This window comes from Arthrobacter sp. NicSoilB11, from assembly GCF_019977375.1.
GTDB lineage: Bacteria > Actinomycetota > Actinomycetes > Actinomycetales > Micrococcaceae > Arthrobacter.
Genome location: NZ_AP024659.1, coordinates 33,707 through 59,646, shown reverse-complemented (window position 1 = coordinate 59,646; position 25,940 = coordinate 33,707). Strand labels below are relative to the sequence as shown.

General features: G+C 62.8%; 20 protein-coding genes and 3 pseudogenes. 12 read left to right on the top strand and 11 right to left on the bottom strand.

Going from position 1 to position 25,940, the window contains the following annotated elements; translation table 11 throughout:
- Positions 1-99: 99 nt before the first annotated feature.
- Positions 100-594: pseudogene (locus LDO14_RS20985) on the bottom strand (ParB/RepB/Spo0J family partition protein); the annotation flags it as partial.
- Between the two features lie 590 nt (positions 595-1,184).
- Between LDO14_RS20985 and LDO14_RS20980 the strand changes: the two are divergent.
- Positions 1,185-2,402: an IS110 family transposase gene (locus LDO14_RS20980; RefSeq protein WP_223917583.1), complete on the top strand. Its 1,218-nt coding sequence runs from the start codon at positions 1,185-1,187 to the stop codon at positions 2,400-2,402.
- Between the two features lie 16 nt (positions 2,403-2,418).
- Here the strand turns inward: LDO14_RS20980 and LDO14_RS20975 are convergent, their stop codons facing one another.
- Positions 2,419-2,754 (bottom strand): hypothetical protein, encoded by a 336-nt coding sequence (locus LDO14_RS20975; protein ID WP_223917585.1) that lies wholly within the window; start codon positions 2,752-2,754, stop codon positions 2,419-2,421.
- A 714-nt stretch (positions 2,755-3,468) separates the two neighbouring features.
- Here LDO14_RS20975 and LDO14_RS20970 point away from each other — a divergent pair.
- Positions 3,469-4,575 (top strand): IS110 family transposase, encoded by a 1,107-nt coding sequence (locus tag LDO14_RS20970; protein WP_223992154.1) that lies wholly within the window; start codon positions 3,469-3,471, stop codon positions 4,573-4,575.
- Positions 4,576-4,885: 310 nt separating this feature from the next.
- On the opposite strand, the gene dprA is transcribed toward LDO14_RS20970, so the two are convergent.
- Both dprA and LDO14_RS20960 read right to left on the bottom strand, forming a co-directional pair.
- Entirely contained in the window at positions 4,886-5,794 is a 909-nt protein-coding gene (dprA, locus tag LDO14_RS20965) for a DNA-processing protein DprA (protein ID WP_223995533.1), read from the bottom strand.
- A 379-nt stretch (positions 5,795-6,173) separates the two neighbouring features.
- Positions 6,174-6,290 (bottom strand): annotated as a pseudogene (locus tag LDO14_RS20960) (recombinase family protein); the annotation flags it as partial.
- Positions 6,291-6,432: 142 nt separating this feature from the next.
- Here LDO14_RS20960 and LDO14_RS20955 point away from each other — a divergent pair.
- The 4 genes from LDO14_RS20955 to LDO14_RS20940 all read left to right on the top strand — a co-directional run bounded on the left by LDO14_RS20955 (position 6,433) and on the right by LDO14_RS20940 (position 11,963).
- Entirely contained in the window at positions 6,433-7,992 is a 1,560-nt protein-coding gene (locus tag LDO14_RS20955) for a PIN domain-containing protein (RefSeq protein WP_223995531.1), read from the top strand.
- 525 nt (positions 7,993-8,517) lie between these two features.
- Positions 8,518-10,050, top strand: coding sequence for an IS21 family transposase (istA, locus tag LDO14_RS20950; protein WP_223993174.1), 1,533 nt, complete (start codon positions 8,518-8,520; stop codon positions 10,048-10,050).
- On the top strand, positions 10,047-10,835 hold the full coding sequence (gene istB, locus LDO14_RS20945) for an IS21-like element helper ATPase IstB (protein WP_223917527.1): 789 nt from the start codon (positions 10,047-10,049) through the stop codon (positions 10,833-10,835). The genes istA and istB overlap by 4 nt, the downstream gene beginning before the upstream one ends.
- A 318-nt stretch (positions 10,836-11,153) precedes the next feature.
- On the top strand, positions 11,154-11,963 hold the full coding sequence (locus tag LDO14_RS20940) for a hypothetical protein (RefSeq protein ID WP_223995529.1): 810 nt from the start codon (positions 11,154-11,156) through the stop codon (positions 11,961-11,963).
- 81 nt (positions 11,964-12,044) lie between these two features.
- Here LDO14_RS20940 and LDO14_RS20935 read toward each other — a convergent pair whose 3' ends face one another.
- Positions 12,045-13,250, bottom strand: coding sequence for an IS110 family transposase (locus LDO14_RS20935; protein ID WP_223995527.1), 1,206 nt, complete (start codon positions 13,248-13,250; stop codon positions 12,045-12,047).
- A gap of 491 nt (positions 13,251-13,741) precedes the next feature.
- Here LDO14_RS20935 and LDO14_RS20930 point away from each other — a divergent pair, with 491 nt between their 5' ends.
- Positions 13,742-14,395, top strand: coding sequence for a helicase associated domain-containing protein (locus LDO14_RS20930; protein WP_223995525.1), 654 nt, complete (start codon positions 13,742-13,744; stop codon positions 14,393-14,395).
- 277 nt (positions 14,396-14,672) lie between these two features.
- Here the strand turns inward: LDO14_RS20930 and LDO14_RS20925 are convergent, their stop codons facing one another.
- On the bottom strand, positions 14,673-14,822 hold the full coding sequence (locus LDO14_RS20925) for a hypothetical protein (protein ID WP_223995523.1): 150 nt from the start codon (positions 14,820-14,822) through the stop codon (positions 14,673-14,675).
- 478 nt (positions 14,823-15,300) lie between these two features.
- On the opposite strand from LDO14_RS20925, the pseudogene LDO14_RS20920 reads away from it, so the two are divergent.
- The 5 genes and pseudogenes from LDO14_RS20920 to LDO14_RS20900 all read left to right on the top strand — a co-directional run bounded on the left by LDO14_RS20920 (position 15,301) and on the right by LDO14_RS20900 (position 20,226).
- Positions 15,301-15,634, top strand: a pseudogene (locus tag LDO14_RS20920) (hypothetical protein).
- Positions 15,615-15,941 carry a hypothetical protein gene (locus LDO14_RS20915; RefSeq protein WP_223995521.1) on the top strand — a complete coding sequence of 109 codons (327 nt, stop codon included), beginning with the start codon at positions 15,615-15,617 and terminating at the stop codon, positions 15,939-15,941. The pseudogene LDO14_RS20920 and the gene LDO14_RS20915 overlap by 20 nt, the downstream one beginning before the upstream one ends.
- A gap of 719 nt (positions 15,942-16,660) precedes the next feature.
- On the top strand, positions 16,661-17,860 hold the full coding sequence (locus LDO14_RS20910) for an IS110 family transposase (RefSeq protein WP_223995519.1): 1,200 nt from the start codon (positions 16,661-16,663) through the stop codon (positions 17,858-17,860).
- Between the two features lie 684 nt (positions 17,861-18,544).
- Complete coding sequence (locus LDO14_RS20905; protein ID WP_223995517.1) at positions 18,545-19,486, top strand: ParA family protein; 942 nt, start codon at positions 18,545-18,547, stop codon at positions 19,484-19,486.
- Positions 19,487-19,704: 218 nt separating this feature from the next.
- On the top strand, positions 19,705-20,226 hold the full coding sequence (locus LDO14_RS20900) for a hypothetical protein (protein ID WP_223995515.1): 522 nt from the start codon (positions 19,705-19,707) through the stop codon (positions 20,224-20,226).
- A gap of 156 nt (positions 20,227-20,382) precedes the next feature.
- Here the strand turns inward: LDO14_RS20900 and LDO14_RS20895 are convergent, their stop codons facing one another.
- The 5 genes from LDO14_RS20895 to LDO14_RS20875 all read right to left on the bottom strand — a co-directional run bounded on the left by LDO14_RS20895 (position 20,383) and on the right by LDO14_RS20875 (position 25,927).
- Positions 20,383-22,197, bottom strand: a complete 1,815-nt coding sequence (locus LDO14_RS20895) for a MarR family transcriptional regulator (RefSeq protein ID WP_223995513.1) — start codon at positions 22,195-22,197, stop codon at positions 20,383-20,385.
- Positions 22,198-22,425: 228 nt separating this feature from the next.
- On the bottom strand, positions 22,426-22,863 hold the full coding sequence (locus tag LDO14_RS20890) for a hypothetical protein (protein ID WP_223995511.1): 438 nt from the start codon (positions 22,861-22,863) through the stop codon (positions 22,426-22,428).
- A 14-nt stretch (positions 22,864-22,877) separates the two neighbouring features.
- Positions 22,878-24,326, bottom strand: a complete 1,449-nt coding sequence (locus LDO14_RS20885) for a chromosome partitioning protein ParA (protein WP_223995509.1) — start codon at positions 24,324-24,326, stop codon at positions 22,878-22,880.
- A gap of 6 nt (positions 24,327-24,332) precedes the next feature.
- Positions 24,333-24,848: a hypothetical protein gene (locus tag LDO14_RS20880; RefSeq protein WP_223995507.1), complete on the bottom strand. Its 516-nt coding sequence runs from the start codon at positions 24,846-24,848 to the stop codon at positions 24,333-24,335.
- Complete coding sequence (locus LDO14_RS20875; RefSeq protein WP_223995505.1) at positions 24,845-25,927, bottom strand: CHAP domain-containing protein; 1,083 nt, start codon at positions 25,925-25,927, stop codon at positions 24,845-24,847. Before LDO14_RS20875 ends, LDO14_RS20880 begins: the two co-directional genes overlap by 4 nt.
- Between the last annotated feature and the right edge of the window lie 13 nt (positions 25,928-25,940).

Below are 25,940 nucleotides of genomic sequence, written 5' to 3'. Positions count from 1 at the left end.
CGGATGACTTGGTCGTAACAACCCGCATCTGCGTCACCTTTCCAGTGCAACACCCCTTAGCCCACTCGACAGTGAGGCGCGCAGTGTCCACATAAGAAAGAATTCGGCCAGAATGAGGGCTTCTTCGATCGTGTATCCCTTGCCCAGGGCGGCGGCTCCGGTCTCGGTGGACTTGGCCTTGAGGGCGGACTCGACGGTGGTCTTGGTCCGTCCGGTCTTCTTGGCGATCGCGGCCGCCGAGACACCGATCAGGGAAAGCTGGTGGTAGGCGTCGGCCTCGTCAGCTTCGCTCAGTTCGGCGCGCTGGATGTTCTCCACTACCTGGGTGACGATGCGCTCGGCCTCCTCGGGGGACTCGATGATCATGACCGGGATCAGGGGCCGTCCGGCTTGTACAGCGGCGCGGGTCCGGCGCTGGCCCATCAGGACGTGCAGGGTGCCGTCCTCCTTGCGGTGGGCAATCACGGGTTCCATCACACCGTGTTCTTTGATGCTGGCAACGAAATCAGCGGTCAGGGCCGCGTCTTTCCGGACGTTAATATCGACGGTCAGGGTTGCCGGATCGAGCATTTCAAGCGTGGGCGTTGCTGTCATGGTTTTTGTCCTTGCAGAGACGTGGGGTGTGGGGCGGTAGGTGACCGGCCAGCTTCCCCTCTCCCCCGACGCTTCTATGTCTGTCAAGCGGGTGAAAACGGGTGCCGACGCGGTCCGTGGTGACCGGCCAGCTTCCCCTCTCCCCCCCGTTGTTGTTTTGGCTGCTGGCGAAGCTTGCGGAGCTGTGACCGACGGAGGCCTGTCTACCCGTGAGGGCAAGGGGCGGGAAATTCCCGGAGGAAATCAGCGACGAAGGAGCGCCGCAGGGAAATTCCCGCGCCGCAGGCCCCGACGAAGGAGGGGCTAGACCGGCCGGAGCGGACACGTACAATCCGTCAGGACAGCAGCCAAAACGGTAATACTGGAACAGTCCTTGAGCCGGCGTGACCCAGCCAAAAACTGACGTACCAGGCGGCACTGTCTTCCCGACGATCTGTCCGCCGGCTCAAGGTCCGTTAAAAGGGGTGTCGAGCCAGGCGGACATGACCTCATAGGAGCCTGATACGACCAGTCCCATTACCGTTTTGTCTGCCCACCTGGCCCGCGCCCGAGCAATCAGCATTCGACGCGACTGAGGGGCAATTTCCATCTTGGCAAGCAAACCAACAAAAGTCATCGCGGGCATAGACACCCACGCCGACACACACCACGTCGCCGTGATCAACGAACACGGCAAACCCCTCGCGGACAAGGAATTCCTGGCCGTGGGATCCGGATACCGGAAAATCATCGACTTCATCACCTCCTACGGCACAGTCCTGGCCGTCGGGGTCGAAGGAACCGGCTCCTACGGTGCCGAACTCGCCCGAACCCTCCGCGGTGAAGGGCTGACCGTGTTGGAGGTAAACCGCCCCAACCGGGCCGCCCGCCGGCTCAACGGGAAGTCCGACCCGCTGGATGCCTACCAGGCCGCCAAATCCGTGCTTGAGGGGCGGACGAAGGCGATCCCGAAGGCCAAAGACGGCCCCGTGGAATGCCTACGGATCATACGTTCCGGACGCGCATCAGCGATCAAAGCCCGCACCGCGGCCATCAACCAGATCAAGGCGCTCCTCGTTTCGGCCCCGGACAAGATCCGGGCGAAATACAGGGCGATGGCTACCTCAGCGCTGATTACTGCCCTGCAGCGCACGAGACCTTCCGGGCACCTGGCAGACCCCGAGTACGTGACCCTAATGACCCTCAAGGCATTGGCAACACGCTGCCAAGCACTGGGAGCAGAAATCGAGGCTGCCGACGCGGCCCTCAAGGAAATCCTCGACAGCTACGCTCCGCTGCTCTGTGATCTCCCAGGAGTCGGGACCGAAGTAGCCAGCCAGCTCTTGATCACTTTCGGGGACAACCCGGACCGGCTGGGCAACGAAGCCCAATTCGCTTCGCTCGTCGGAGTCGCGCCAGTACCAGCCTCATCGGGCAAGACAACCCGCCACCGGCTCAGTAGGGGCGGCGATCGAAGCGCCAATAACGCCTTGCATCAGGTGGTCCTGGTGCGTATGGGCTCGTGTCAACGGACCAAGGAATACGTGGCTAAACGGACGGCCGAGGGCAAGAGCAAACGCGAAATCATGCGCTGCCTCAAACGCTACGCAGCCCGGGAGATCTACCGCCAGATCACCAACCCCAGGCCGGCACCGGACAACTCAGACCTCCGCTGCATGCGGACAGAACTCGGCCTCACCATTGCGACAGTGGCCGGCGAACTCGGCCAATGGGTGTCCATCCTTTCGCGCCTGGAACGCGGACGCATCCGTAATGACGAGCTCGCGGCGACCTACCGCCGTTGGCTCACCGAGCAAGAAGTACCCTAGGCCCACATGTCCTGGCCTATCCGCGCCGGCGCTGCCACTGCGAGGCATGCCAGAACATCAGGCCGAGGAAGGTCAGGATTCCGACGAATACAGCTGGCTGGGCAAATGAAAATAGGACGTAGGCCATGCTGACCCGATCAGTCATTGACACAGACAAGGGAGCATTCAAAAGGAATCCGATGCCGCCGAAAACCAGCACCCCAACCACCAGCCAAAGCACCCCGATGAACGGGTTCAGCTTGGGGCCGGACCGGGAAACATCCTCAACTGGGCCCTCCGCCGCTGCCGTCAACGGGTTACCGTCCTGGTCCACTTCGTGAAATCCAACTACTCCAGACTGGTGCTGGTTCATGCGCTCCCCCTTGGCTATCCAGCAGCCTGAATAGGCTGTGAAAGCATCAGCCTAACTGTCTTCACTGGGCAAGACTCGGGCGTATTCAATGAACCCTCGAACTAATTTGACGCCTATAGGAGCATCGTCGTAGACAAGACAGGGCCAGGGGGTTCGGAGCTCTGCGACGGCACCCCTGGACCCAACAGCCGGCCGCGCCAGCGGACGCCCGATCCTGGGTGAGCTCCGCGAACCCTCGATCAGCACCCCGGAGCCTGCTTTCGGCATCCCTGGCTTCAAGCGGCCGCGGGACTCCGATCGTCGGCACCTAGTGTGCGAATGGCGGTCCGCCGCCGCCGACCCGTAGCGCAAGCCGGCCACGACGGCGGGCCGCCCGCGGTGACCGGCCCGGGAAGGACCGGCCACCGGCGGGAGTCCTAGACGATATGAAGAGGAACAGAACCTGCCCGTCCGGGGTCGGTCCATTATCGCCGGGCGGTCCTGCAGCGCCGGCTTGATGTGATCGGCGGCCCTGAGAGGGATCTGGCCGCTGCAGGACCTGTTCCCGGCAGTGATGTCCCTTATCCCGGAAGGGCAGGTTCTGGCGGGAGCATGGGGGGCCGGGGCCTTCTGTTTCACAGGGTCCGTGGGTTGCCATTGGCGGCTCCCGTGGCCTGCGAGGCTCATTGGGGGTGCAATGGTAGTGCCACATGTGAGGTTTGGGAGGTCCCGGCTATGTTTGAGCATACTTTCATTGGTCTGGATGTTCACGCGGTCAATGTCGTCGGCCATGCGCTGAACCCAGGCACTGGTGAAATCAGTCTCCACACGATGGCCGCTGACCCGGCCCTGATCCTGGAGTGGGTCCGGCGATTCGAGCCGCCCGTCAAGGTCGTTTATGAGTCAGGCCCGACAGGGTTTGTACTGGCCCGGCACCTGCGGGCCGCGGGCATCAACTGTGTGGTGGCGGCGTCCTCGAAGCTGCTGCGCGCTCCCGGGGACCGGGTAAAAACCGACAGGCGGGATGCCCGGGTTTTGGCTGAGATGCTCGCGGTCGGCTCGGTCACCGAAGTCCGCATCCCGGAGCCGGACGAAGAGGCGTTGCGGGACCTGTCCCGGCTGCGCTCGGGCACCGCCAAAGACCTCGCGCATGCCCGGCAGCACGTGAACGCCGTCCTGCTCCGGCACGGGATCCGCTACCCCAAGGACAGCAGGTGGACTACAGAACACAGTCGGTGGCTGCACCGCCAGAGCTTTCACGACCCGGCGCTGCAGTTCACCTACGACGCCGATGTCGAGCAGGCCGAGCTGCTTGCAGCGCATCTGGCTCGCATCGACAAACAGATCACCATCACAGCGGCGGCGTGCCGCTACGCAACAGTGATTGACGCGCTGATGTGCTTACGCGGCATCCAGCTCACGACCGCGTTCGGTCTGGCCGTGGAAATCGGTGACTGGACCCGCTTCACCGGCTCATCCATCGGCTCCTATCTCGGTCTGGTCCCCAGCGAAGAATCCTCCGGCCAGTCCCGGCACCAGGGCCCGATCACCAAAGCCGGCAACACCTATGCCCGGAAACTCCTCATCGAAGCGGCTTGGCAGCACCGCCGCCCCTACGCCCGGCCCGGAGAACGGCTGCTGCGCCAACTTGACCTGGTCGCGCCGGCAACCCGCATCCGGGCCCTCGAAGGAAACCACCGGCTGCACCGCAAATGGGAACACTTCGATGAACGCCACAAAATGTCAGTGAAGGCCAACACGGCGATCGCCCGCGAACTCGCCGCTTGGTGCTGGTCACTGGCCGCCCCGCTCCAGGAAGGACAACACATGAAAGCGGCCTGACCCGGAACCTGCCCGCCGACAGTGAGCAGTTGCGGGGGGCGATGACAGCACCCGGAGCCAACTCGGGCTTCAGCTATGAGCAGACGGTCCAAACCACCATCGACGCTCGATCCTAGACACCGATACGCTCCAGCCGAACAAATCGTCATGCGGTAACCAACCCGCGAATGTCAGCCTGACACTGCCCCAGTCGAAAAAGACTCGCCACGCCCCCCACAGCATCACAACCGGCCGGCACACGATGAGCGGCCCCCGGGAACCAAACCCAGGAGCCGCTCATCCATGCACTCTTGACAACGAGATCTACATATCAGCTGGCGAGCAGCTCTGTAAGGTCCGCTGCGTCGGAGACCAGCACGGCTCCGCCTTCCTTCAGGAGGCGGTGGCATCCTGCGGAGTTGGCGCTGTGGATGCTTCCGGGGACGGCGGCGACGTGCCGGGCGATCGTCTCCGCGTGGTGCGCGGTGTTCAGCGCACCTGAGCGCCAGCGGGCCTCCACGACACAGGTCACCCCGGCGAGGGCGGCGATGAGACGGTTCCTCTGCAGGAACCTGTACCGGGTCGGGGCGGAACCGGGCGGGAGCTCCGAGAGCGTCAGGCCGTTGCTCCGGATCGCGGCCGCGAGATCACCGTTGCCGGACGGGTAGTCCCGGTCGAGGCCTCCGGCCAGCACTGCGATGGTTGCCGGTCCCTCTCCCTGGCTCCCGGCCAACGCGGCCCGGTGCGCGTGCGCGTCAATCCCGTAGGCAAGCCCTGAGATCACGCAGATTCCCCGTTGGGCCAACCCGTACGCCATGTCCCCCGTGACGGAGGCGCCGTAGCTGGTCGAGTCCCGGGATCCGGTCAGGGCCACACACTTCGACGGCGCCGGGATGCCGTTGTCGATGTTGCCCCGGTACCAAAGCCCGTATGGGGCGTCGGGCAGATCGTCCAGGCCTTCCGGCCAGTGTTCATCTCCGGGGATCAGGAACCCGCCGCCCAGGCGCTCGATGGTGGCCAGGTCCTTCGCCGGGTCAACGTCCGGGACCCGTGGAGCCCAGCGCTTTAACGCCGCGGCCAGCTCTTCGGGTGTCACGTCCGGAAGGGCGTGTGCGGGCTGCGCGCCGGTGGCGAGTCTCAACGTGGCGTACGCGCCGAGCCTGCCGACAAGGGCCTGCCCGAGCCGGTCGCCCGGTTCGAACAGTCGGGTCAGGGCTGCGCGTGCAATGCGATCATTCATGGTTTTTCTCGTCCTTTGCTGAGGATCCGGTGGGTGGGGCGGCCTTGGTGACCGGCCAGCTTCCCCTCTCCCACCGGGCGTTTTTTGCCTGCTGGCGGAGCATCGCGGAGCTGTGCCCGACGGAACCGGCGCAACCCAAAGGGCAAGCAGCGGATGGATTGTGAGAGGAAATAAGCGAAGCGCCGACACAAACCATCGGCTGCGCAGCCGTCCGCAGGACGGTTGAGCCGGTGGAGCGGGCACGTACGATCCGCAGGACAGCAGCAAAAACAGAAAAACGCTTCTACAGCCCGAGCGAAGCGAGGACCGATCCCTTACCCAAGCGCTGAATTGCTGAGGCTGGAAACGGTGTCAACGGTTACCCTCTCTTCAGGAGCACCTACGGATTGCTGTTCTGGCGCGCAGCGAGGGCCTGCTGGTGGCGGTAGAGCGTTGCGCGGCTCCAGCCCACGAGTCGGGCGGCGTCTTCCGCAGTACGGCCCTTCTCGCGGGCATCCAAGCGCTACGTGTCAGCGATACTCCTGAGTTCAAATAGGCTGTTCTATGGTGGGCCAAGCCGACCGCAATCAGCTGGTGGTAATCAAACAGCGCGAGTCTCCATCGGACCCAGAGCGCTTGAGTGAGACGAAGGTTTGGATTTGATCATCTTCGATACGAATGCCGTGAATCTTTTGCCGCCCAGCGGTCCCCGGGCCGACATCATCCGGAAGCTGCGGGAGTCGGGGCATCATAGGATTGCCGTGCCGTGGATGGTCTTGGAAGAGATGGCTGCTCATCAGGCGGCCTTCTACCCCGACAGGCATAAGTCAGTAGTAACCGCCTTGCAGAAGCTACGGGAATTGCTTCCGTGGGAGCTGGAGAGCTCCCTGGAACCACTTGATTTGGAACGCCTCCTCAACCACTGGCGAGATGCTTACCGCGAGATCTTCGAAGTGATCGAAATGAGTGGTGACATCGCACGCAGGGCCTTGGCGCGCGAAGCAATGTCGCTTCCGCCTGCGAAGCGTAACAAGGACCATTCTGAGGGTGCACGGGATGTGGCCATCTGGTTCTCCATCCTGGAATTTCTCAATGAAAACCCCGAAGAGCACGTCTTCTTCGTTACAAGCAATACCAACGACTTCGGAGATGGCACCGCCTATCCCTATCCGATGGATGAAGACGTCCGCGGCCTTGAGGGTAGGCTCACGCGTCTTGCGGATTTCGATCAAGTGGTCTCCCGGTTCACCAAGGAAGTCTCTGGTGAGGCGGCGGAAACTGCTGCAGGAGACCTACTCCGATCATTTCCGATACAGTCTCGACTGGCTCAGACAGCTGTCGAGATTCTCACCTCGCCGACGGGTTTCGTAGGCGTGGGTCCCACTGACGGTGTGGTGCAGTGGCGTTCATGGATTACCCCGCCCGAAGCAGAACTCCTTAGCGTTACGGACGTCGTCGGCCATGAGATCGAGGGGGACATCTGGTATACGGCCAAGGCGAGGTGGCTGCTGTACGGGCTTGCGACCGACGGCAACGACACGCAGAGCATCGCCTGTGCATGGGAGGTGAAAGTCCTCTTCTCGGCAAGCAAAGAGGACCAAACGCCAACTCTCCTTACGCCTGGAGAGCCCTCGCTGCCAGACATGGGTGACGAGCGGTGCGCGGAGGCTCTAAAGCGACTCAAAGGAAGGGCGGCCGACGTGGCTCGTCGAAGCGTCGCCAGTATGTCTGCGCAGTCGTCTGCAACTGGAAGTTACCTGGCCCAGCAAATGGCCGCCGCCATGCCCAAGTACGACATCGCCGGCCTTATGGGCACCGCGAACCTGGCCCAGCAAATGGCCGCCGCCATGCCCAAGCTCGACGTCGCAGGGCTCTTGCCCACAGCCAACCTGGCCCAGCAAATGGCCGCCGCCATGCCCAAGCTCGACGTCGCAGGGCTCTTCCCCACAGCCAACCTGGCCCAGCAAATGGCCGCCGCCATGCCCAAGCTCGACGTCGCAGGGCTCTTCCCCACAGCCAACCTGGCCCAGCAAATGGCCGCCGCCATGCCCAAGCTCGACGTCGCAGGGCTCTTCCCCACAGCCAACCTGGCCCAGCAAATGGCCACCGCCATGCCCAAGTACGACGTCAGTGGGTTGCCTTACTTGGCGACAGCCGCCAAGCCATCCTCCGACGATGAGACGGAGTCGAACGGAGACGAAGAGACCGAAGAACACTAAGGGGAAGAGTGCCAGAGCCGGCAGCTACTATCGATGAAAATCCATCCGCCCATTAGTACCAAAGCGTGACGTTTACTGGCACCAAACGTTAGTGGAGCTGAGGGTGACATATGAGCCTTACCCAAGGTGCCTAGGCCGCGGCAGGTCGATCCAAGCAGCGGAGTATTCGAAAGAACACTGGCAAATTAGTGCCCTGCAGCTAAGCATCGTTCTGTCAGACGGAGTCCTTCTAGGGAGCCGCACAAAAGGGGATTGAGAATGGCTATGCAACGATTCATGTTGATGGAGGTAGGGCACCCACTTGGAGACGGCGAGACGAGTGAGAGCTGTAAGCGGCCATGAAAAACTGCCCATAGGCGGCCACGAAATTGCCCACTGACGGCCAGTAGAACTGCCCACTGGTGGCCATGAGATCTGCCCACTTCCTCAACTGTTCCTGCCGCGTCTTCAGCGGCGGGGGCCTCTCCCCGGGATTTGATGACGGTGTCTAGTCGCACCAAATGTCGTCCCAGGAAGAGGCCCTGTATGAAGCATGACGGAGAAATCATGGAAATTCTTGCTGCCTATGATCTGACCGGATCGTTGCGCGCCACCGCGGAGCTCACGGGCTGCTCGCACCACACTGTAGCCAGGCACGTCGCCGCGCGGGACGCCGGCCGGCCAATTGCAGAACCGGCGCCCCGGCCCAGGGTCACGGACGCTTACCTGCCTAAGATCGAGGAATGGGTAGAGGCGTCCAAGGGCCGGATCCGCGCCGACAAGGCCCACGAAAAGCTGCTCGCCCTAGGCTATGAGGGGTCCGAGCGGTCTACGCGCCGGGCGATCGCGCAGGTCAAGGCCGCGTGGCGGCTCGGACACACCCGTGTGCACCGGCCGTGGATCACCGAGCCTGGGATGTGGCTGCAGTACGACTTCGGCGACGGGCCACGGATCGGCGGCGTAAAAACCATTCTGTTCGTTGCCTGGCTGGCGTTCTCAAGGTTCCGGATCGTGATCCCGTTGCGGGACCGGACCGCGCCGAGCGTGTTCGCAGCCCTCGACCGGTGCTTCCGGATCCTGGGCGGGGCACCAACGTATGTCCTGACCGATAACGAGAAAACCGTGACAACGGCCCATGTCGCAGGGGTTCCGGTGCGGAACCAGCAGACCCTGGACTTCGCCCGGCACTACGGGGTCACCGTGCTGACCTGCCAGCCCGCGGACCCTGCAACGAAAGGCGGAGTCGAAGCGTCGGTGAAACTGGCCAAAGCCGACCTCGTGCCCACCGACACGAACCTGAGGCCCGGTTACGCTTCCTTTGCCGAGCTGGAGGCCGCCTGCGAGGCGTTCATGGACGAGGTCAACAACCGCGAACACCGGGCCACCCGACGTAAACCCGCAATGGTTTTGGCGGAGGAAGCGGCCCGGCTGCACCGGATCCCGGAGACCGCGCACACGGTCGCGTTCGGGCTGGCCCGTATAGTCCCGGAGAACACCCCGATGGTCTCCTTCGAGAACGCCCAGTACTCGGTGCCGTCGCATTTGCTCGGCGCGAAGGTGTTCGTCCGCTCCCACGGCACCGGCCCTGACGAACAGGTCATCATCGTCCACCACGGCCCGACCGGCCCGGTCGAAGTCGCCCGCCACGGCCGGGCAAGGCCCGGCAGTCCCGCGGTCATCGAGGAGCACTTCCCAGGGACCAGTACCAGAACCCCGGGCGACTACGCCGTGAAGGCACGCACCGCCGGTGAAGCCGAGTTCCTGGCCATCGGCGCCGGCGCCAAGACCTGGCTCGTGGAAGCCGCGGCTGCAGGAACAGGCCGGATGAACATGAAAATGGCCGAGGCCGTGACCCTGGCCAAGATCGCCGGGACCGAGTCCGTGGACCGTGCCCTGGGAGACGCCGCGCTGCACGGCCGGTTCGCCCACGGCGACCTGCCCTCCATCCTGAACGCGAACATCCGCCGCACCACCACCCACGCCGCTAACGAAACCAGGTCCCTCACCCAAGGCACCAGCGCCTGGGCAGGCCTCGGCGCCGAGCCGTCCAGCGCCCCCGCAAAGGAGCAGAGCCGATGAGCCCGGTCACCACCACGAACACCACCGCCCCGGCCCTGCCGGCCGAACTGGAAGCGCTGATGCGGCAACTGAAGATGCCCCACGCCCGGGCACTGGCACCGGAGCTGATCGCGACCGCCCGCGCCCAGCGCTGGGAACCAACCGAGATCATCAAGGCACTGTTCACCGAAGAAGCCGCAGGCCGGGCCCGGTCCATGCTCGCCACCCGGCGCAAAGCAGCAGGCTTCCCGACCGGGAAGACCTTCGACGTCTGGGACCCCGCCGTCTCCTCCATCCCGGCGCCCACCCAGCAAGCCCTGCGCACCCTGGAATGGATCACCCGACGCGAGAACCTGGTCGTCTGCGGGCCCTCCGGCACCGGGAAAACGTTCTTCCTCGAAGCCCTCGGCCAGCAAGCCGTCGAAGCCGGGATGCGCGTTGCCTGGTTCAGACTCGAAGACCTCGGCGCCCTCATCCGCGCACACCGCACCGACGACAGCGTCACCAGGGCCGTGGCTAGAATCCTCCGCGCGGAACTCGTCGTGATCGATGACATCGGCCTTCTCCCGGTGGCCACCGACGCCGCCGAAGGACTCTACCGGGTCGTGGACGCCGCCTACGAGAAACGCTCCGTCGCGATCAGCTCGAACCTGCACCCCGCCGGCTTCGATGAACTGATGCCCAAAACCCTCGCCACGGCAACCGTGGACCGGCTCCTGCACCACGCCCACGTCTGCCAAACCAGCGGCGACTCCATCCGACTCACTCAAGCCCTCGCCGGGAAAGGAGTCACCGAACTGAACTAACAAACCCTCGACGATGGCCAATCCCACCGAAAACCCTCAGTGGGCAGATCTGTTGGCCATCACCGGGCAGATTTACTGGCCACCAGCGGGCCGATTAACTGGCCGCCCGTGGGCAGAAACCAAAGGCCATTGACAGAGAGCAGACATGAGGCTGTGCGAGCGGATTTGGACAAACACTTTTTCCATGTAAACCCAGCTCACCATTTCGAAAGCCGGCTCTGGAGCATTATTAGGTTAGCCGACGTCCCCTCCAGGGACCTTCCCAACGCGGAGGATCCTGCATCAGTCTTTAGCCGCTTTCGAAGGTTGCTTGAGGAGATGCCGTTCTCGGAGGATCAGAGCCCGGAAGACGATGTATCAAGGGAAGCTCTAGCAGCCCTTGAAGCGCATTCGCTGATGCACCACGTTGTGGAAACCGGACTTCGACTCTTCGTCATGCTCAGCGAGTTGGAAGTGGGCCGATCGCCGTGGATTCCACTAGCGGAACTCCCAGCAAATTTCTCTTTTAGGGAGAAGGTCAAGTCGCTCTTACGAGGAGCAGGTGCTGCCGAAACCGCGGTGAAGGTGGCAATTCCGCACTATGGTCAACTGGTAGCCGCCATTGGGAACGAGCAAGCATTAGAGCACGCCCGATTCGTGTCCCAGTGGTTGATGTTTTTTGCTGAACTTTTCGACCAAGACGGTTACAACGCCGCTCAGAGCCACAACCAAATGAAACACGGTATGGCGGCCATAGCACGCGACGACATCAAAATGACGTTAGTCCAAGACCTCAAAGACCCCACTGCGCCCACTGTTGCCGAGCTTAATGGCGGATACGATCTGATCAACGCAGTGTCCATCACCTACCTCTCCAAAATCAGACCGAAAGGTAAAGGTGGATCGCACGGTTGGGCACTTAGAACCGACAACGCGGACCCGTCACTCTGCCTTGCCGTTGCCCAAGCAGGGATCTGTGTGGTTCGTTCCCTGTGGCAAGTCAGTCGGATGATCGCTGAACCAGGGGCCGAACACGACTACGAACACAATCTGAAACCACTCCCGCAAGTGGTTTTCGAACGTTCAGATTCCGGATTTCAATCCATATCTAGAGAATTAATCCCGCCTAGAAATGGTCCCTTGAGGTAGCACTCGCCCTTGCAGCAAAGGCTCGGAAGGACTTTCGGTCTGACCATCTCAGTTCTGCATGTAGGAGTCCTTGCCAGCCGGTCACGCTGGCAAGCAAGGTTCCGCGACAGGGGTGGGAGTGTAGGTCGTGCCGTCACGGAGCATAGCCCATAGGACATTGAGCCGGCGACGGGCAAGTGAGAGCATCGCCTGAATGTGGGACTTTCCTTCCGCACGTTTTCGGTCGTAATAGCCACGCGAGGCGGAGCATGACTTCAACGCCGAGAGCCCGGACAGGAAGAAGACGCGGAGGAGCCGGCGGTCGTAGCGTCTGGGCCTGTGATGGTTGCCGCTAATCCTGCCTGAGTCCCGGGGCGCAGGGGCCAGTCCGACAACGCCAGCGAAGCGGTCGGCAGTCTGGAAAACGGAGAGGTCGCCCCCGGTGGCACCAATGAATTCGGCAGCGAGAACAGGCCCGAAGCCGGGCATGCTCAACAGCACCTCGGTGTGCTGGTGTTCCGTTACTTTCGCGCTGATATGCGCATCGAGTTCGGCGAGCTCCTCGTTCAAGGTCAGGATTTCCCGTGCCAGTGCGGCGACGATCTCCTCCCCCATGTGCTGGGCAGGAACGATGGTGTGCTGGGATTTAGCGGCCTCAAGGGCAGCTGCGGCAACGGCTGCCGAGGAACGAGCACCGTTCTTCTTCAGCCAAGCGTGGATTCTGGCTTGACCGGCGCGGCGGATCCCGTCCGGTGTGCGGTGCTTTGTCAGCAGGGTCAGTGCGGCTTTGGAGCGGCTGTAGTCGAAGGCCCGTTCCAGGGCGGGGAAATATTCGAGCAGCTGGGCCTGCAGGCGGTTGATAGCTCTTACCCTGTCGGCGGACTTGTCGGCACGCCGGGCGGTCAACAGCCGCAGCCCAGTGCTGATCTCATCCCCTTCACGTAACGGTTGTAGGTCAGTTCGCATCCGGGCCTGGTCGGCGATGACGGCTGCGTCTTTCGCGTCTGTCTTGCCTTCACCTCGGTAGATCTTGGAAGCGTGGTGCACCGTCCGTCCGGGAATGTAGACGATGTCTAGGCCGTGACCGACTAGTAAGGCGATCAGGAGCGCCGGTCCGCCGTGGTTCAGGTCTGTCGCCCACACCACTTCGTCACCGCCTGCAATTTCGAGCACGCCTGCAAGGAGCTGGAGCAGGGCTGGTTCGTCATTGGGGACTCGTTGAGAGAGCAGACGGTTTCCGTCGGCGTCAATCACAACACAGTGGTGGTGAGCTTTGCCGGCATCAATGCCGGCCCATAGTTGCACCAAGAACAGCCTCCAGTTCTGATTGGATGGGTAGAGCCCAGCGGATAACCGCGCCGTCGTGTCCTTATCCGGCGATCATGTCGCGTCTCTCAATCAGCGGTCGGGTCATCGCGGGGTGGCAGGCGGCCAATCCTTCGAAGCCGTCACAAATCAGTCCGGCACAGCAACCAAAGCCATACCCGCCTCCCCTGGGTAGCCACGACCCTACAATGGCCGCAGAACTGAGCCCGGTAACAACATAAGGACAGCAACCAAAAAAGACGTCGTAGACAAGACCGGGCCAGGGATGGCCGGAGCTCTGCGGAGGACAGCACTGGGCCCCAACAGCCGGCCGCGCCAGCGGACGCCCATCAACTGGTTGAAGCGCAGCGAAAACCAGGGCGAGCCCGCGAGCCCTGAAAACCAGGGTAGACACCTTTGGTTCCCCTAGGCTGAGCATCGATTGCAGGGGGCTTATTAGGAGGATCTCGGAGTTGATGGCGGACAGTCGGCGGGTGGCGCCCGATCCTGAGTTTGTTCAGCTGTACCGGGTGGGGACGCCGACGTCGAAGATCGCGGCCGGGGCCGGTGTCGCGGAAACAACTGTGCGATATCACCTGCAGATCGCGGCCAAACAAGACCCGGGCATCCGGGATGAGCACAAGGCTGCGCTGGCGCCGCCGGAACCCCGGACAACCGAGGTTGGGTTGCGGAACCTTGCCGAGGTCTTGGCCTTTCACGAAGGCCAGGGGCGGCTGCCGGTCGGCCACGGTAAAACAGCGCGGGAGCGCGCGTTGGCGTCGTGGCTGGCGAGCCGCCGCAGGAAGGCCGGTGAGGGGGTCCTCTCCCCCGTTTACCGGGAGGCGCTGGCCGCCATTCCGGGGTGGGATACACCCTCGACCCGGAAAGCCCGGGATGCGGAGCGGTGGCAGCAGCGGCTGCAGGAGCTGCAGCGGATCCGGGCTGCCGCCGGCGAGTGGCCCCGGCACCAAAAGACGGACGACAGGGACGAACGGACCTTGGGGGTTTGGCTGCATCAGCAGCGGATTGACTACCGCGCCGGCAGGATGGACCCGGTCAAGGAAGAACAGCTGAACCGGCTCCTGCCGGGCTGGCGGGAAGGCCGCGGCCACCGTGGCGGCCGCAAACCCCGGAACGAGGCACGATAGGCCGCTTCGCTCCCCCGCCCCTGGCCTCAGGGACCGGGAGGCGGGCCCGCGGACTTGCGGGCCCGCCTCTCGCCTGGTCTAAGTTTCATGGTCCTTCCGGGTCTTGGCGGTGGCGCGGTAGGCGGTGATAGAAGCGCCAAGTGCTGCCAGGGAGAGCACGAAGTTGATGATGGTCAGTGGTTCCATGACGGTTTCCTTATCGTTGAGCAGGACTTAGTCTGGGAAGGAGCCGGTGGCCGCAGCCTTGCGGTTACGACCACCGGGTTCGTAGCTACACCTACTTCCTTGCTTTACGCTTACGCTTCCGAGTTGCACCTCGGGAGCGTTTGCTCGTTAAGAGCGCGTTCCGCGTGGAGAGCAGAGCGATGACAGCTGTCATCAGGCTCACGACCGCTGTCGCGAGCTTGATCGCTTCGTCGATGCTCATGTAGCCACCCTCCTTCCTGCCCCGCCGCGCGAGGCCCCGCTGTCGCAGCCGGTCGAGGGTGGGCCGTCAACCCCGAAGAGTGCGCGGGGAATCCCGCGAAATAAGGGAGCCCCGGCGACCGCGTGGGATTGTCCGTGTGCGTGGGTTGATGGGTCGGGCCCCCGGACGGCTACGATGAGCGGCCTTGTACGGAGAACAACCCAGCCACCTGTAAGGGAAAAACAAGGCTTTTACAGGCCGAAGCGCAGCGAAGGACCGCATCCTCGGTGGCAGCGCAGCGGAGACCAGGGCATTTTGGGCCCGGGTTATGCCCATTGGCGGGCAGGTGGAGCCCTCCGCACAGCTCAAAGCTGTCCCCGCTGGGTGTAACCCGGCACCTCGTTGTCGTACCCCTCCCCCCATGATGGGAGCCGGCGGCCAGCACCAGGGCCGCCGTTCTTTGGCGTGTCTATTCGAATATATGTTCTAAGGTTGTGGTATGTCCTCCGAGAGTTTTGCGGCCGCGCTGCAGGCGCAGTACGCACGGCGGGCCGGCCCAATCGGACTGACCGTGGAAGAGCTGGATTTCGAGCACTTCCCGGTCAAGAACGGGTATCCGGGGATCCCGGTGAAAGCGGTGGATCCGGTTTCCGAACTGCGCTGAGCTGGTGGATGGCGAAGTGTTCGCCTGGACAGCGAAGGCAGCCGAAGTGACCTGGAAGGACGGGCCGGTCACATACCGGACCTGGGTGTGGGGTTCGGCAGTCACCCGCCGGGAGGAAATGATTAACAGGAATTTGGGAGAGCGGACCCGTGGCAAGAACAACAACTGACAGGCCCTTGGACGTGCCAGTGCAGGTCCGGTTTACCGCCAAGGGCCTTCCTCTGGCCGTCAGGTATGACGACCGGATCTGGGCAGTGGCCGCGGAACCGGTGCGCTGGTTCACGCGCTCGGACTGGTGGAACACTGCTCAGCGGGCACCGGTTGGTTGCGGCGACTTGGTCAGCGTCGAGCACTGGCAGGTCCAGGTACGGCTGACCTCGACCTCGGCGCTGCGCACGTTCGAGCTGCGCCGCGATCCGCTGTCCGAGCAATGGCTACTCGCGGCCATTACGGACGTCGGGGCCGCGGCCGCCTGACCCGTTAGTGTTGGCGGCGGTAGCGTGGCTGTCATGACTCAGGACGTGCCGGTGACGCTGTGGCCGCCCGTGCCACTGGCCCTGGCTAGGGCCGTTGATTCGATCCCGGCGGAGGCCGCTGCCCGGCGGCAGCCGGGTTGAACCCAAGTGGGGCCGGGTTGAACCCAAGTGGGGCCGGGTTGAACCCAAGTGGGGCCGGGTTGAACCCAAGTGGGGCCGGGCCTGCGCCCCCGGTAGGGGCAGGCGGAGTGTCCTCGTGGTCACGGCAAGGCAAAGATTTGTCGAGGTACTTCCCGGAACTCCTGGAGGCCTTGGCGGGGCAGGTTCCACCCAGTCGTGCCCTCGACGGTGAGGCCATCGTTTGATCCCGGTGACAGACTCTATTTTGAGGCCACTGCAGCGGCGCTTGGTCGCTTCAAACCATTGCCTTATGAAAAGCCATGCTGTTCGGCGTTGCAGCCCCTCCTCGGCCCGCTGCACCAACTGCCCGTTACATTTATTCCGTCCCCGAAGGCCGGGGACGGGGTCGCTGGACCTGGTATGACTTTCTTGCCCTGTCACTGATGATCCGGGGGGGTTGTCGCCAGGTTCGGAGACACACGTTGACTGCTGATAGGGACACGGCCGGCTCCCTCCGATGGGGTCAGGTCTCTTTGTAACGTGGGTGCCAGCATCGGGTGTCGTGACTGCGGCCATAGGTGGTGGCAAAGGAGCGCCGGATGGACGAACGAGACGAGGTTTTCTGCGGGCTTGATGTCGGCAAATCCGAGCACCACGCTGCGGCATTGAACGCCGCCGGTGAACGGGTCTTCGACAAGCCCCTGCCTCAGGATGAGGCGCGGCTGCGCGAGCTGTTCACCGGGCTGCAGCAGCACGGCAGGGTGCTTGTGATCGTGGACCAGCCCAACACCATTGGCGCTCTTCCGATAGCCGTGGCCAGGGACTGCGGGTGCACCGTTGCCTACCTGCCCGGTCTGGCGATGCGTAAAGCCGCTGACCTGTACCCGGGAAAGTCCAAGACGGACGCGCGGGATGCGTTCATCATCGCCGAGACGGCCCGCGCCATGCCGCATACGTTGCGGGCCGTTGACCGGGACAGCGAAGTACTCGCGGCATTGAAGGTGCTCTCCGGATTCGACGCTGACCTGACCCATGAATGCACCCGGGCGATCAACCGCCTGCGTTCCCTGTTGCTGCAGATTTTCCCAGCACTGGAGCGTGTCTTTCCGGGAACAGCACTGACCAGGTCCTTGGTCCTGGAGCTGTTCATCAAGTACGCCGGACCGACCGGCCTGCGGGCCGCCGGGCGATCCAACGTGCTGCGCTGGGCCAGGAGCCACAGCCGCAAGGACCCGGTGAACGTGGTTGACGCCATCTTCACTGCACTGAGCGAGCAGACGGTCACCGTGATCGGCACCGAAGCGGTCGAATTGGTCATTCCCCGCGTCGCTGCCCAGATTAAGGAACTCAAACACCAGCGAGCCATCGTGGCTGAAGAAGTTGAAAAGCTCCTCGATGACTTCCCTCTTTCCCAGGTCTTGATGTCCATGCCGGGAGTCGGCATCAAGACCGCAGCGACGATACTCCTGACCATCGGCGACGCCGGCACCTTCACCACTCCCGGGCACCTCGCCGCCTACGCCGGCATAGCCCCTGTCACACGACGCTCCGGGACCTCGATACGGGGAGAATTCCCTGCCCGCTCGGGGAACAAGCAACTCAAGAACGCTCTCTTCAGATCCGCCTGGATCGCCAGCTGCCACCACCCTGCGTCCAAGGCCTACTACCAAAAGAAACGGGCGCAAGGGAAAAAGCACAACGCCGCCGTGATCTGCCTGGCCCGGCGCCGCTGCGACGTCATCTACTCAATGCTCAAACACGGCACCTTCTACGAGGAAAAACCTGCCCTGGCCGCTTGACCAAAAGCATAGGGACACCCCCCCGCTGCAACAGCCCGAGTGCCGCAGGGTGTCGGCCTTGAGATCGCTGCGGAGCCATCTGGGATCGAATAGCGTCTTCGGGGTAGCTTCACACCTGGGGCCTGCGGCGGTGAACTTCTCCTTGCTCGTTGGATGGCACGAGAGACGGATTGCGCGATCGCATAGTTGTTGCTCCACGAGGCCTCCCACCCCGTTTCATGCCATAAGGCCTGCCATATGCCCTACTTGATGCAACGCGACTGCATCCATTTGAACATCTGCTGTGAAAGCAACGAGACAAGTAGCCTGACCTGCCACTTGAACCCATGCGCTGGTAACCATTGAATACTAGGCCCAACTACCCACAGGCCTTCTGACAGGAGCAATGACGGGAAAACAAACGCGACTAAAAACCTGAAGGCAAGCGTTACACAAAGCGTGAACATCAACGGTCCCTCCAATAGAAGGATCAATAGAGCCAGCCATGAGTGACCGAGCAAGAAATCCCACGGTTATCCGGGCATCATGTTCTGCCTTGATAACAGCGTGCCAGGACATAGTGATCATTGTTCGACGCCCCGTGGGCCGTCGCATGCGTGTCACTACCCGCCTTCACGGGGGAGTGCACATAACGTTGATAGCAGGAACAGCATTCCAGTCGATAACTAGGAGACTATTCGGCCGATGGCACGATCACTGCAGACCCCCGTGAACCCGAGATCGCAATCGACACGCGCCATCGACCGCGTCATCTCTCTAGCAAACGGCAAAGGTGGAGTTGGCAAGACGACCACCGCTGCCAATGTCGGGGGGTATGTGGCTCTGGCCGGATCTCGCGTATTGCTGATCGACCTTGACCCTCAAGGCGATCTCGCCCGCGACCTCGGATATGAACGGCAAACGGGCAGGGAGTTTTTCCAGGCTCTCATCGCCGGGACGAAGCCGTTGATCCTGCGCGACGTGCGGGAAAACCTTGACGTCATTCCCGGGGGCCAAGACCTCGAAGATATTCAAGGTCTCATGGTTTCCCGCTCGAGCAGGTCTGACGCCGGCGACTTCGGCGACATGCTTTACGCCGTCCTGGCGCCGCTGGCCGACGACTACGACTTGATTCTTATCGATACCCCGCCGGGGGAGCGGATCCTTGTAGAAGGCGCCTTCGCGATTTCCAGCGCTGTCGTAATTCCTACCCGTTCCGATGACGCGAGCATCGACGGTGTCGAACGTATCGCTCGACGGTTCATGGCCGTCCGTGACCGCAACCCATCGCTGCAGTTGGCTGGCATTGTCCTGTTCGGTGTTGGACCACGCTCTCTGCGCTTAGAACGAAGTGTCCGGGACACTCTAGAGGAGATGCTTGGCACCGTTGCCCCTGTCTTTGAAACTCGCATCAGGAATCTTGAGAGCGCAAGTGCTGACGCCCGTCGTAAGGGATTGCTCTTCCATGAGCTTGAAGGTGCCGTTACCGACGCTCAAAAGAACCGTCTGAAGGCGCTCCGTGCAGGAGAGAAGCCGTCGGATGGGTTCTTCTCGCGCAATGCCGGGGGGCTCGCTGAAGAATATGAGCAGCTGACAGGCGAGATCCTCGCCCGACTGAACGAAATCGAAAGTGGGAACCAGGCATGAGCGGCAGGCAAAGCCTCGCCGGGGCATTCGCGCCGGTAACGACTACCCGCGGTGCAGCACTCCAAGGATTGTTGGCTCCAAAGCGGGGGAGGGGAGCCCCTGCAGCGGAACCAGGGCCCGAAGAGCCTACGGAGGCGGCGGCCGAAGGACTTATCCAAGCGCCGCCAGCAGAAACACGCGACCCTGCTGAAACGAGATTACCTGCTGGTGAGCCGCCGATGGATAATCCGCCCACTGAAAAGGAACGCACCAGGGAGACGCCCCATGACTTGGCTGGGAAGCGGGAGGAGCCCAAAACCGCATCTGCCAAGACCTCAAAGGACGATGATGAGCAGCGACCTGTTTCTAAAAAGGCAGCTAACTCGACCCGAGCTTCCCAACTGGTTTCGGGGGCACTGCGCAATGTAGGAGTCTACCTACCTCCGGAGCTCCTCGCTCAAGTAAAGGACGCCGTTTACCAAAAACGGACCACGTATGCGGATCTGCTAATTGATGCCTTCGAAGCGGTCGACGACAAACAGATCGCCAAGGGGTTCACCACCGAGACCGTGCTGACCAAATCGGGCATGCCGCGCCGAGCCCCGCGGAAGCGAGGAGAGGCTGGCATTCAGATCCAGCTCCGTCTCGACGGCCTGCAAGTGGCCTGGCTCGATGAGAAGGTCACCGAATTCGACGCACCGTCACGCAGTGCCTTGGTCTCGAGCGTCTTCAAGCTATATATCCAGGATTCATTGGCGTGATGTTGCCATATCTTCCGACTTAGGTCACTACGGAAGATGTCCGCCTTAATTATGGCTTGGACTATGGCATGACTTATGGCACGAAAGCGGAAACGACCGAGGTGAACGGGCCGCAGCGTCAACGGAATTGAGCTCTACCGAGCCTTAACTTAAACCTCATCCTGTTCTACCGAAGGCTATGTCGGACAACGACCATTCGTCAGGTGGCCCCTCGAAGGTTTCCCAGGGATAGTCATCATCGGGGGAGAGTAGCTCGGCCACGCTGTTGACGTTTTTAGCGAGCCATTCGCGCCAAATGATGCGGTCATTGCGGTAGCGCTGTATTTGCACAGCAACAGCTTCCAAGACACCGAACTGCTCCGCGAGCTGCCTCAGTGATGTCGCGGCGACGGTGAACCAAGAGCGTGCACCGTCGCGTGTAATAAGGTTCCAGCCGACGAGGACTTCGAGGGCTTCATGTACCGCAGACCGGGACAGCCTGGTGGTGATGACGATTTCGGTGGTGGACAGGCCGGGGGAGTGTTCCAGTGCTTCGTAGACGAATGCCGCCGGCAAACCCATTTCCCGAAAGACCGGACGCAGGGCGTGGATCTTACCTTTCTGCCAGGTGGCGTCCTCAGCCGCGGACTTCAGCTCCTCGGGAATAGTGAGCATATATAGGTCGCCCTTTGTTCCACGCGCTTCCTCAACCAAGGTGACCAAAGGATCTTTCTCGGAACGCAGCTCCCGCAAGTGAAGACCGACAGTGGTGTGATCGAGACCCGTAGCCACAGCAATGGAGCGGACCCCAAATTCGATGAAGCGCGATGCTGTCATGTGGGCTGCCTCTCCCAGAGCCCGCAACACCATCCTCCTCGCCATCCCGGTCCTTGATTGCTGGTAGTTGACCTCCCGGATTCTGAGAGCACTGCGCCAGGTCCGGATAAACCGATGCTCTGCATCGGGATTCGACATTGGATTTAGTCCCTTTACTTGCCCCGCCTGTGTAGTTGGCTGGCTAGTGGGGGATCTGCGGACATTGTCACTCCGGTTCTTTTTGGCCGGGTTTTTGCTGAGATAAGAGAGGGCGTTCATCCAGTCCCTGCGCAGGGCCGGGAGCCGGTGACGGGCTGCGTAGCGGGCGTAGAAGGAGGCCAGTCCCGGCCAGGTTCCCTGGAGCATCCGGCGCTCCACATCCACGAGCTGCAGGCCCGCGGCCGCGGCGTTGACCAGGACGGCCTGGCGGGCATCAGAATCGGTGGCGTACCGGTTGGTGTCGTACATTCCGGTCTGGGCCAGGACCTGCATCGCCCGGGACATGCGGCCCACGGGTTGGTTGGAGGCGGGGGCGCCGGCGGTTGCCGGGGTGAAGGATTCTTCCTGCCGGAGGGCACGGACGGCCTTGATCTCGGCGGCCAGGTCTTTAGTCATGGCCGCCCACACCGAGGCGCTGTTGGGCCGGCGGGCAATGTCGTAGGCCATGGACAGGCTCATCGCCAACTCCTGGTAACCGCCGCGCTTGTGCGGTGAACCGGGGGTTCGCATGCAGCCATGCAGCAGGTTCTGGTGCGGGGTCTTGTCCAGGGTCCGGTAGCGGGTGCCCAGCGCCTCGACAAGATCACGCGCTTCAGAGAAGGTGACCCGCTGCGCCAGCGGAACGTAGACGTGTCGGCCACCGTTGGGGGAGTAGTCCTCGATCCAGCGGGCACCCACCGAGTGAAGCCAGGTCTGAACGGCCCGGACGTCGGCCTGGACCCAGTCCTGGCCGGCTACTGAGGAGTCGAAGTCGAGGAAGATCGCAGCGCAGGTACCGTCCTTACCAAAAATCCGGACCGCGGCGGGAACAGAGGGAAGAGCCTCCGTGAGGTTTCGTTCATGTTTTTGCGGATACGACTTGCCGGCGTCCTTGGAAAGGCGAACACGCGGCTGGCCGGCCAGCAGAGGTGTTAGAGCTGCCCATGCTTTAGATGCTGTGTCTCGTTGATTTGACACGCCTCTAACTGGGCATGCTGGAAGCACGGAGATGTACTGATGTACGATGTGAGTAATCCTTTCGGGGATTGAGGTACGAAAAAGGGCCGATCCTGCCAGATCGGTTTTATAGCAACACAAGGGATGGCCTACTCAGGCCCTCCACGACTTACAATCTGATCCGCCGGCAAGCAATCCAGAGGGTAAGTCTCAAGCTTCGAAGGCCCGCCCAGTGCGGGCCTTCTTTTGTTATGAGGCGATGCGGATGGGCAACTCCTGCTGATAGTCGTCTTGGTCGAGGGCGGCCAGATCTTCCTTCAGTTGTGGCTCGACAACGGACAGAAGGTATTCCGTGACGGTCAGGCCCTTATGGGCTGCCACTTTGGCGATACCGTCAGCGGTGGGTTCGGGTGAGCGAAAACCAATGAACTTACGCAGGCCTTTGCTGGGGCGCCCGCCGCCTCGATTAACTGCTACTGCCGTCATTTGCTTGTCCTTTGATTTTGTAGCCGCGTTAACGGCTACAGCTTCATCGTTGTATTGCCTGCCACCAAGACGACTTGCATGTCCCTGCGACTGCTCTGAAACTATCACCGGCCAGTAACGCCTCTCAGGATTTGTTTTCAGAAAACGGGAGCGTGTCGCCTTTGTGACCTGCTGCTTTGGCCTTCTTGGGGTGAGGAGCATCGGCGGAGCGTCGCTCAGAAGCCCTTGGCCACAGCTGCGGCGGCGGCGAGCCAGGCTCGTTGGGTGGGGGGTTGGAGGGCGTCGTAGCGGATGGGTCCGTTGACCAGGGCGGGGTCGTAAGGGATGCGGACGACGGCGCGTACGTGCGGCGTGAAGGCTTCGGCAATCCTCTGGGCTTCGTCTTTGGCGCGTTTGAGCGCGTCGCCGCTCATGCTTCGCTTGGCGTCGGTGGATTCAGAAACGATGACGACGGCGTTGCGGGCCAGTTCTGCGTCGTGGCCGCCGCGGGATGCGAGGGTTTGGAGGGTCAGGCGGGCGGCTTCGGCGCGGTCTTCGATGGCTGTGACTGGGACGACGAGCTGGTTGGTGTGGTGGATCATGCGGCGCCAGTTGGCTGCGCGGGCGGTGTTTCCGGAGTCCATGATGATGAGCCGGTAGTAGCGGGTGAGTACCTGGTGGGCGATGTCCACTTCTTCGGCGGTCACTTCGTGGTCGCCTTCGTCGTTTTCGTCCGAGCGCAGGACGTCGAACTTGTCTGCCGTCTGGTGGTGGACGAAGCGGGCGATCTCGGCTGCCTGGGCGCTGGGGGAGAGCAGCGCTTGGGAGGAGTCGATGAGGTCCAGGACGCTGTTGTCGTGCCCGCCCTTTTCGGTACGCCAGCCGAGGGTGCCTTGTGATTCGTTGTTGTCCCAGGCGACGGTCGCCGCTCCGCTGTAACGGGCCAGGATCGCGCTGAGCATGACGACGGTGGGGGTCTTATTCGCGCCGCCCTTGCGGTTGACGACGGCCACCGTGCGGGGGCCGGGCCAGTGTTGGCTCACGGTGCGGATGTCTTCGCGTTCGGCCAGCTCTTCGGGGGAGGGGTCCATGCGGAAGCCGAGACGGCTAAGGGCGCCGCGCCAGCCGCGAGTGGCGGGCTGCAGCACGGGCGCGCTGACAAGGAACGAGGTGTCTCTGAGGCTGCGCCGTGCAGCAGGCTCAGCGGCCGCTGTGGGGGCTGGGGCGGGCTCCTGACCGGGCACGGCCGTCACAGCTGCACCGTAGGTCGTCGGCGCAGCGTCGGTGGGTTGTGTGGGCGTTTCCTGGATCGCGGTGGCGTCGGGAACCTGAGCGGACGCGGGCGCGGTCAGAACCTTGGCCGGCTCGGGCAAAGGAACGGTCGTGGCGGGTGGGGTGTCCTGTCCTCCACGGTTGGTGGGCTTGGTCGGGGTTGCTTCGCTGACGACGCCGTCGGGGGAGACGATGATGAGGCCTTGGCCGTCGGGGTCGGTGGTGCTGACGCGGACGGGGCGGCCGAGCTGGACGGCGGTTGCGGTAATGAGGCGAAGCGCATCGTTCAGGACGGCGGCTTCGTTGTCGGCCTCGATCGCGTGGGAGGTCCCGTTGATGGTGACTTCGCCGGTGCCGTTGGTGCGGAGAACGGCGTTGATCTTGGGGAAGTCGAGTGCTTGGGTTTCCATCATCTTTCCTTACTTTGTGCCGTTCGGGGGCGTGAAGCGGTTGACCTGCCAGGGCTTGCCGACGGCGCTGCGGAGCAGCTGCACGTCGTAGTCGCCGGCGTCGGTGGGGAACACGACATGCAAGCCGAAGCCGTTGTTCTCATCGATCTTGAGTTGGCCGGGTCCGGTGACCTTGGTGGCCGGGATGTTGGCGGGGTCAACGTATTGGTAGTCGGCAGTGGCTTGGGCGGTGAGGACCTGGCCGAGGTCCTGGATCCATTGCTTGTCGTTCACGGTGGGACGGGCGTAGAGCGTCATGGCCTTGGTCGCGGTGTCCAAGGCTGCTGTTTTGCTTGCCCCGTCCCAGGCGATGCCGAGGGTGGTCGGTGCTGTGCCGCCGGAAGCCTGGGGTTTGCCTCCTGCGCTGAGCGTGGCAGGAACCGCTGTGGAAATGCTGGGCGAGGGTTCCGCGGGTGTTGTACTGGCTGCCGGCGCGCACCCGGTACACAGGAGCAGGGCCGTGAAGGCTGTCAGCGTGCGTTTCATGGTTCCTCCGGTGAGTCGTTGCCGGGCAGGTAGAGAAAGGCACTCGGTGTGCCGTTGGGGACGGTGCGGGTGTAGTAGGTGTGGTCGTTCGGGACGGGGTTGCCGTTGTAGCCCTCTTCGACGAAGCTGCCGTCGCCGTTGACGGCTTTGACGATTCCGACGTGGCCGTAGGTGCCGTCGGCGCCTCCAGCGCCGGGGGAGTACCAGACAACGGCACCGACACGCGGCGTCCTGCCGGTGGGCCAGCCTTTAGCGTCCCATCCGTCCTTCCACGTAAGCGCGGAACCGAGGAGGGCACCGTCGGGCCGGAAGGTGCCGTTGAGGACCTTGTAGGGGGCAGCGGTGCTGCCGAGCTGCTGGTTGATGCGCCAGAGGGCGAAGTCAACGCATTCGCGATTGAACATGCCCAACGGGGAGGCCGAGTAGATCTGCGCGGTGCGCCAGGGCAGGTCATCGCCCTTGCCGGACTCGCCCGGGATGCCGCACAAGCTTGTGCCCCCGGCGTCGGTAATTTTGGCGTCGCCCAGGGCGGCCACGACCTCGACGGCGGCCGGCCAGTAGGTCTGGTAGTGGAACGGGTCGGCGTTGCGCTGGACCCTGTGGGCGGCTGTGGTCGGTTCGAGCTGTTCCCAGCCGCTGATGTTCTGCAGGGCCTTGAAGAAGTTGGTGGCGGAGGCGGTGGGGTTCATGCGGTCCTGGTAGGTTCCCCAGGATCCGTTGTCGCGCTGCTGGAACAGGCCCCGGGAGTCGGGGCCAGGACCGTCGCCGTGGTCCAGAATGCGCAGTCCGGACTCTCCCATGGCCGTCATGACACCGATGGTTTGGCCCCGCACGGACAGGCCAAGGGATTTGCCGGCGTTGATGACCAGGGCCGCGTTTTTCAGCTGCTCTCCCTCATAGCCGGCGACAGCCACCTTGGGCAGATCACTTGCGTCGACGCTGACGCCTGTGCCGGTTGGTGAGCACACGTCGGCCGCGGCCTGGGAGCCGCCGCCGAACAGGATGATGGACAGCACGAGCCCGATGGGGGCAAGGACGGCACCGGCAGCCAGTACGGGCGTGTTTGATCTCGACTGCATGTGTCCCCCTCAC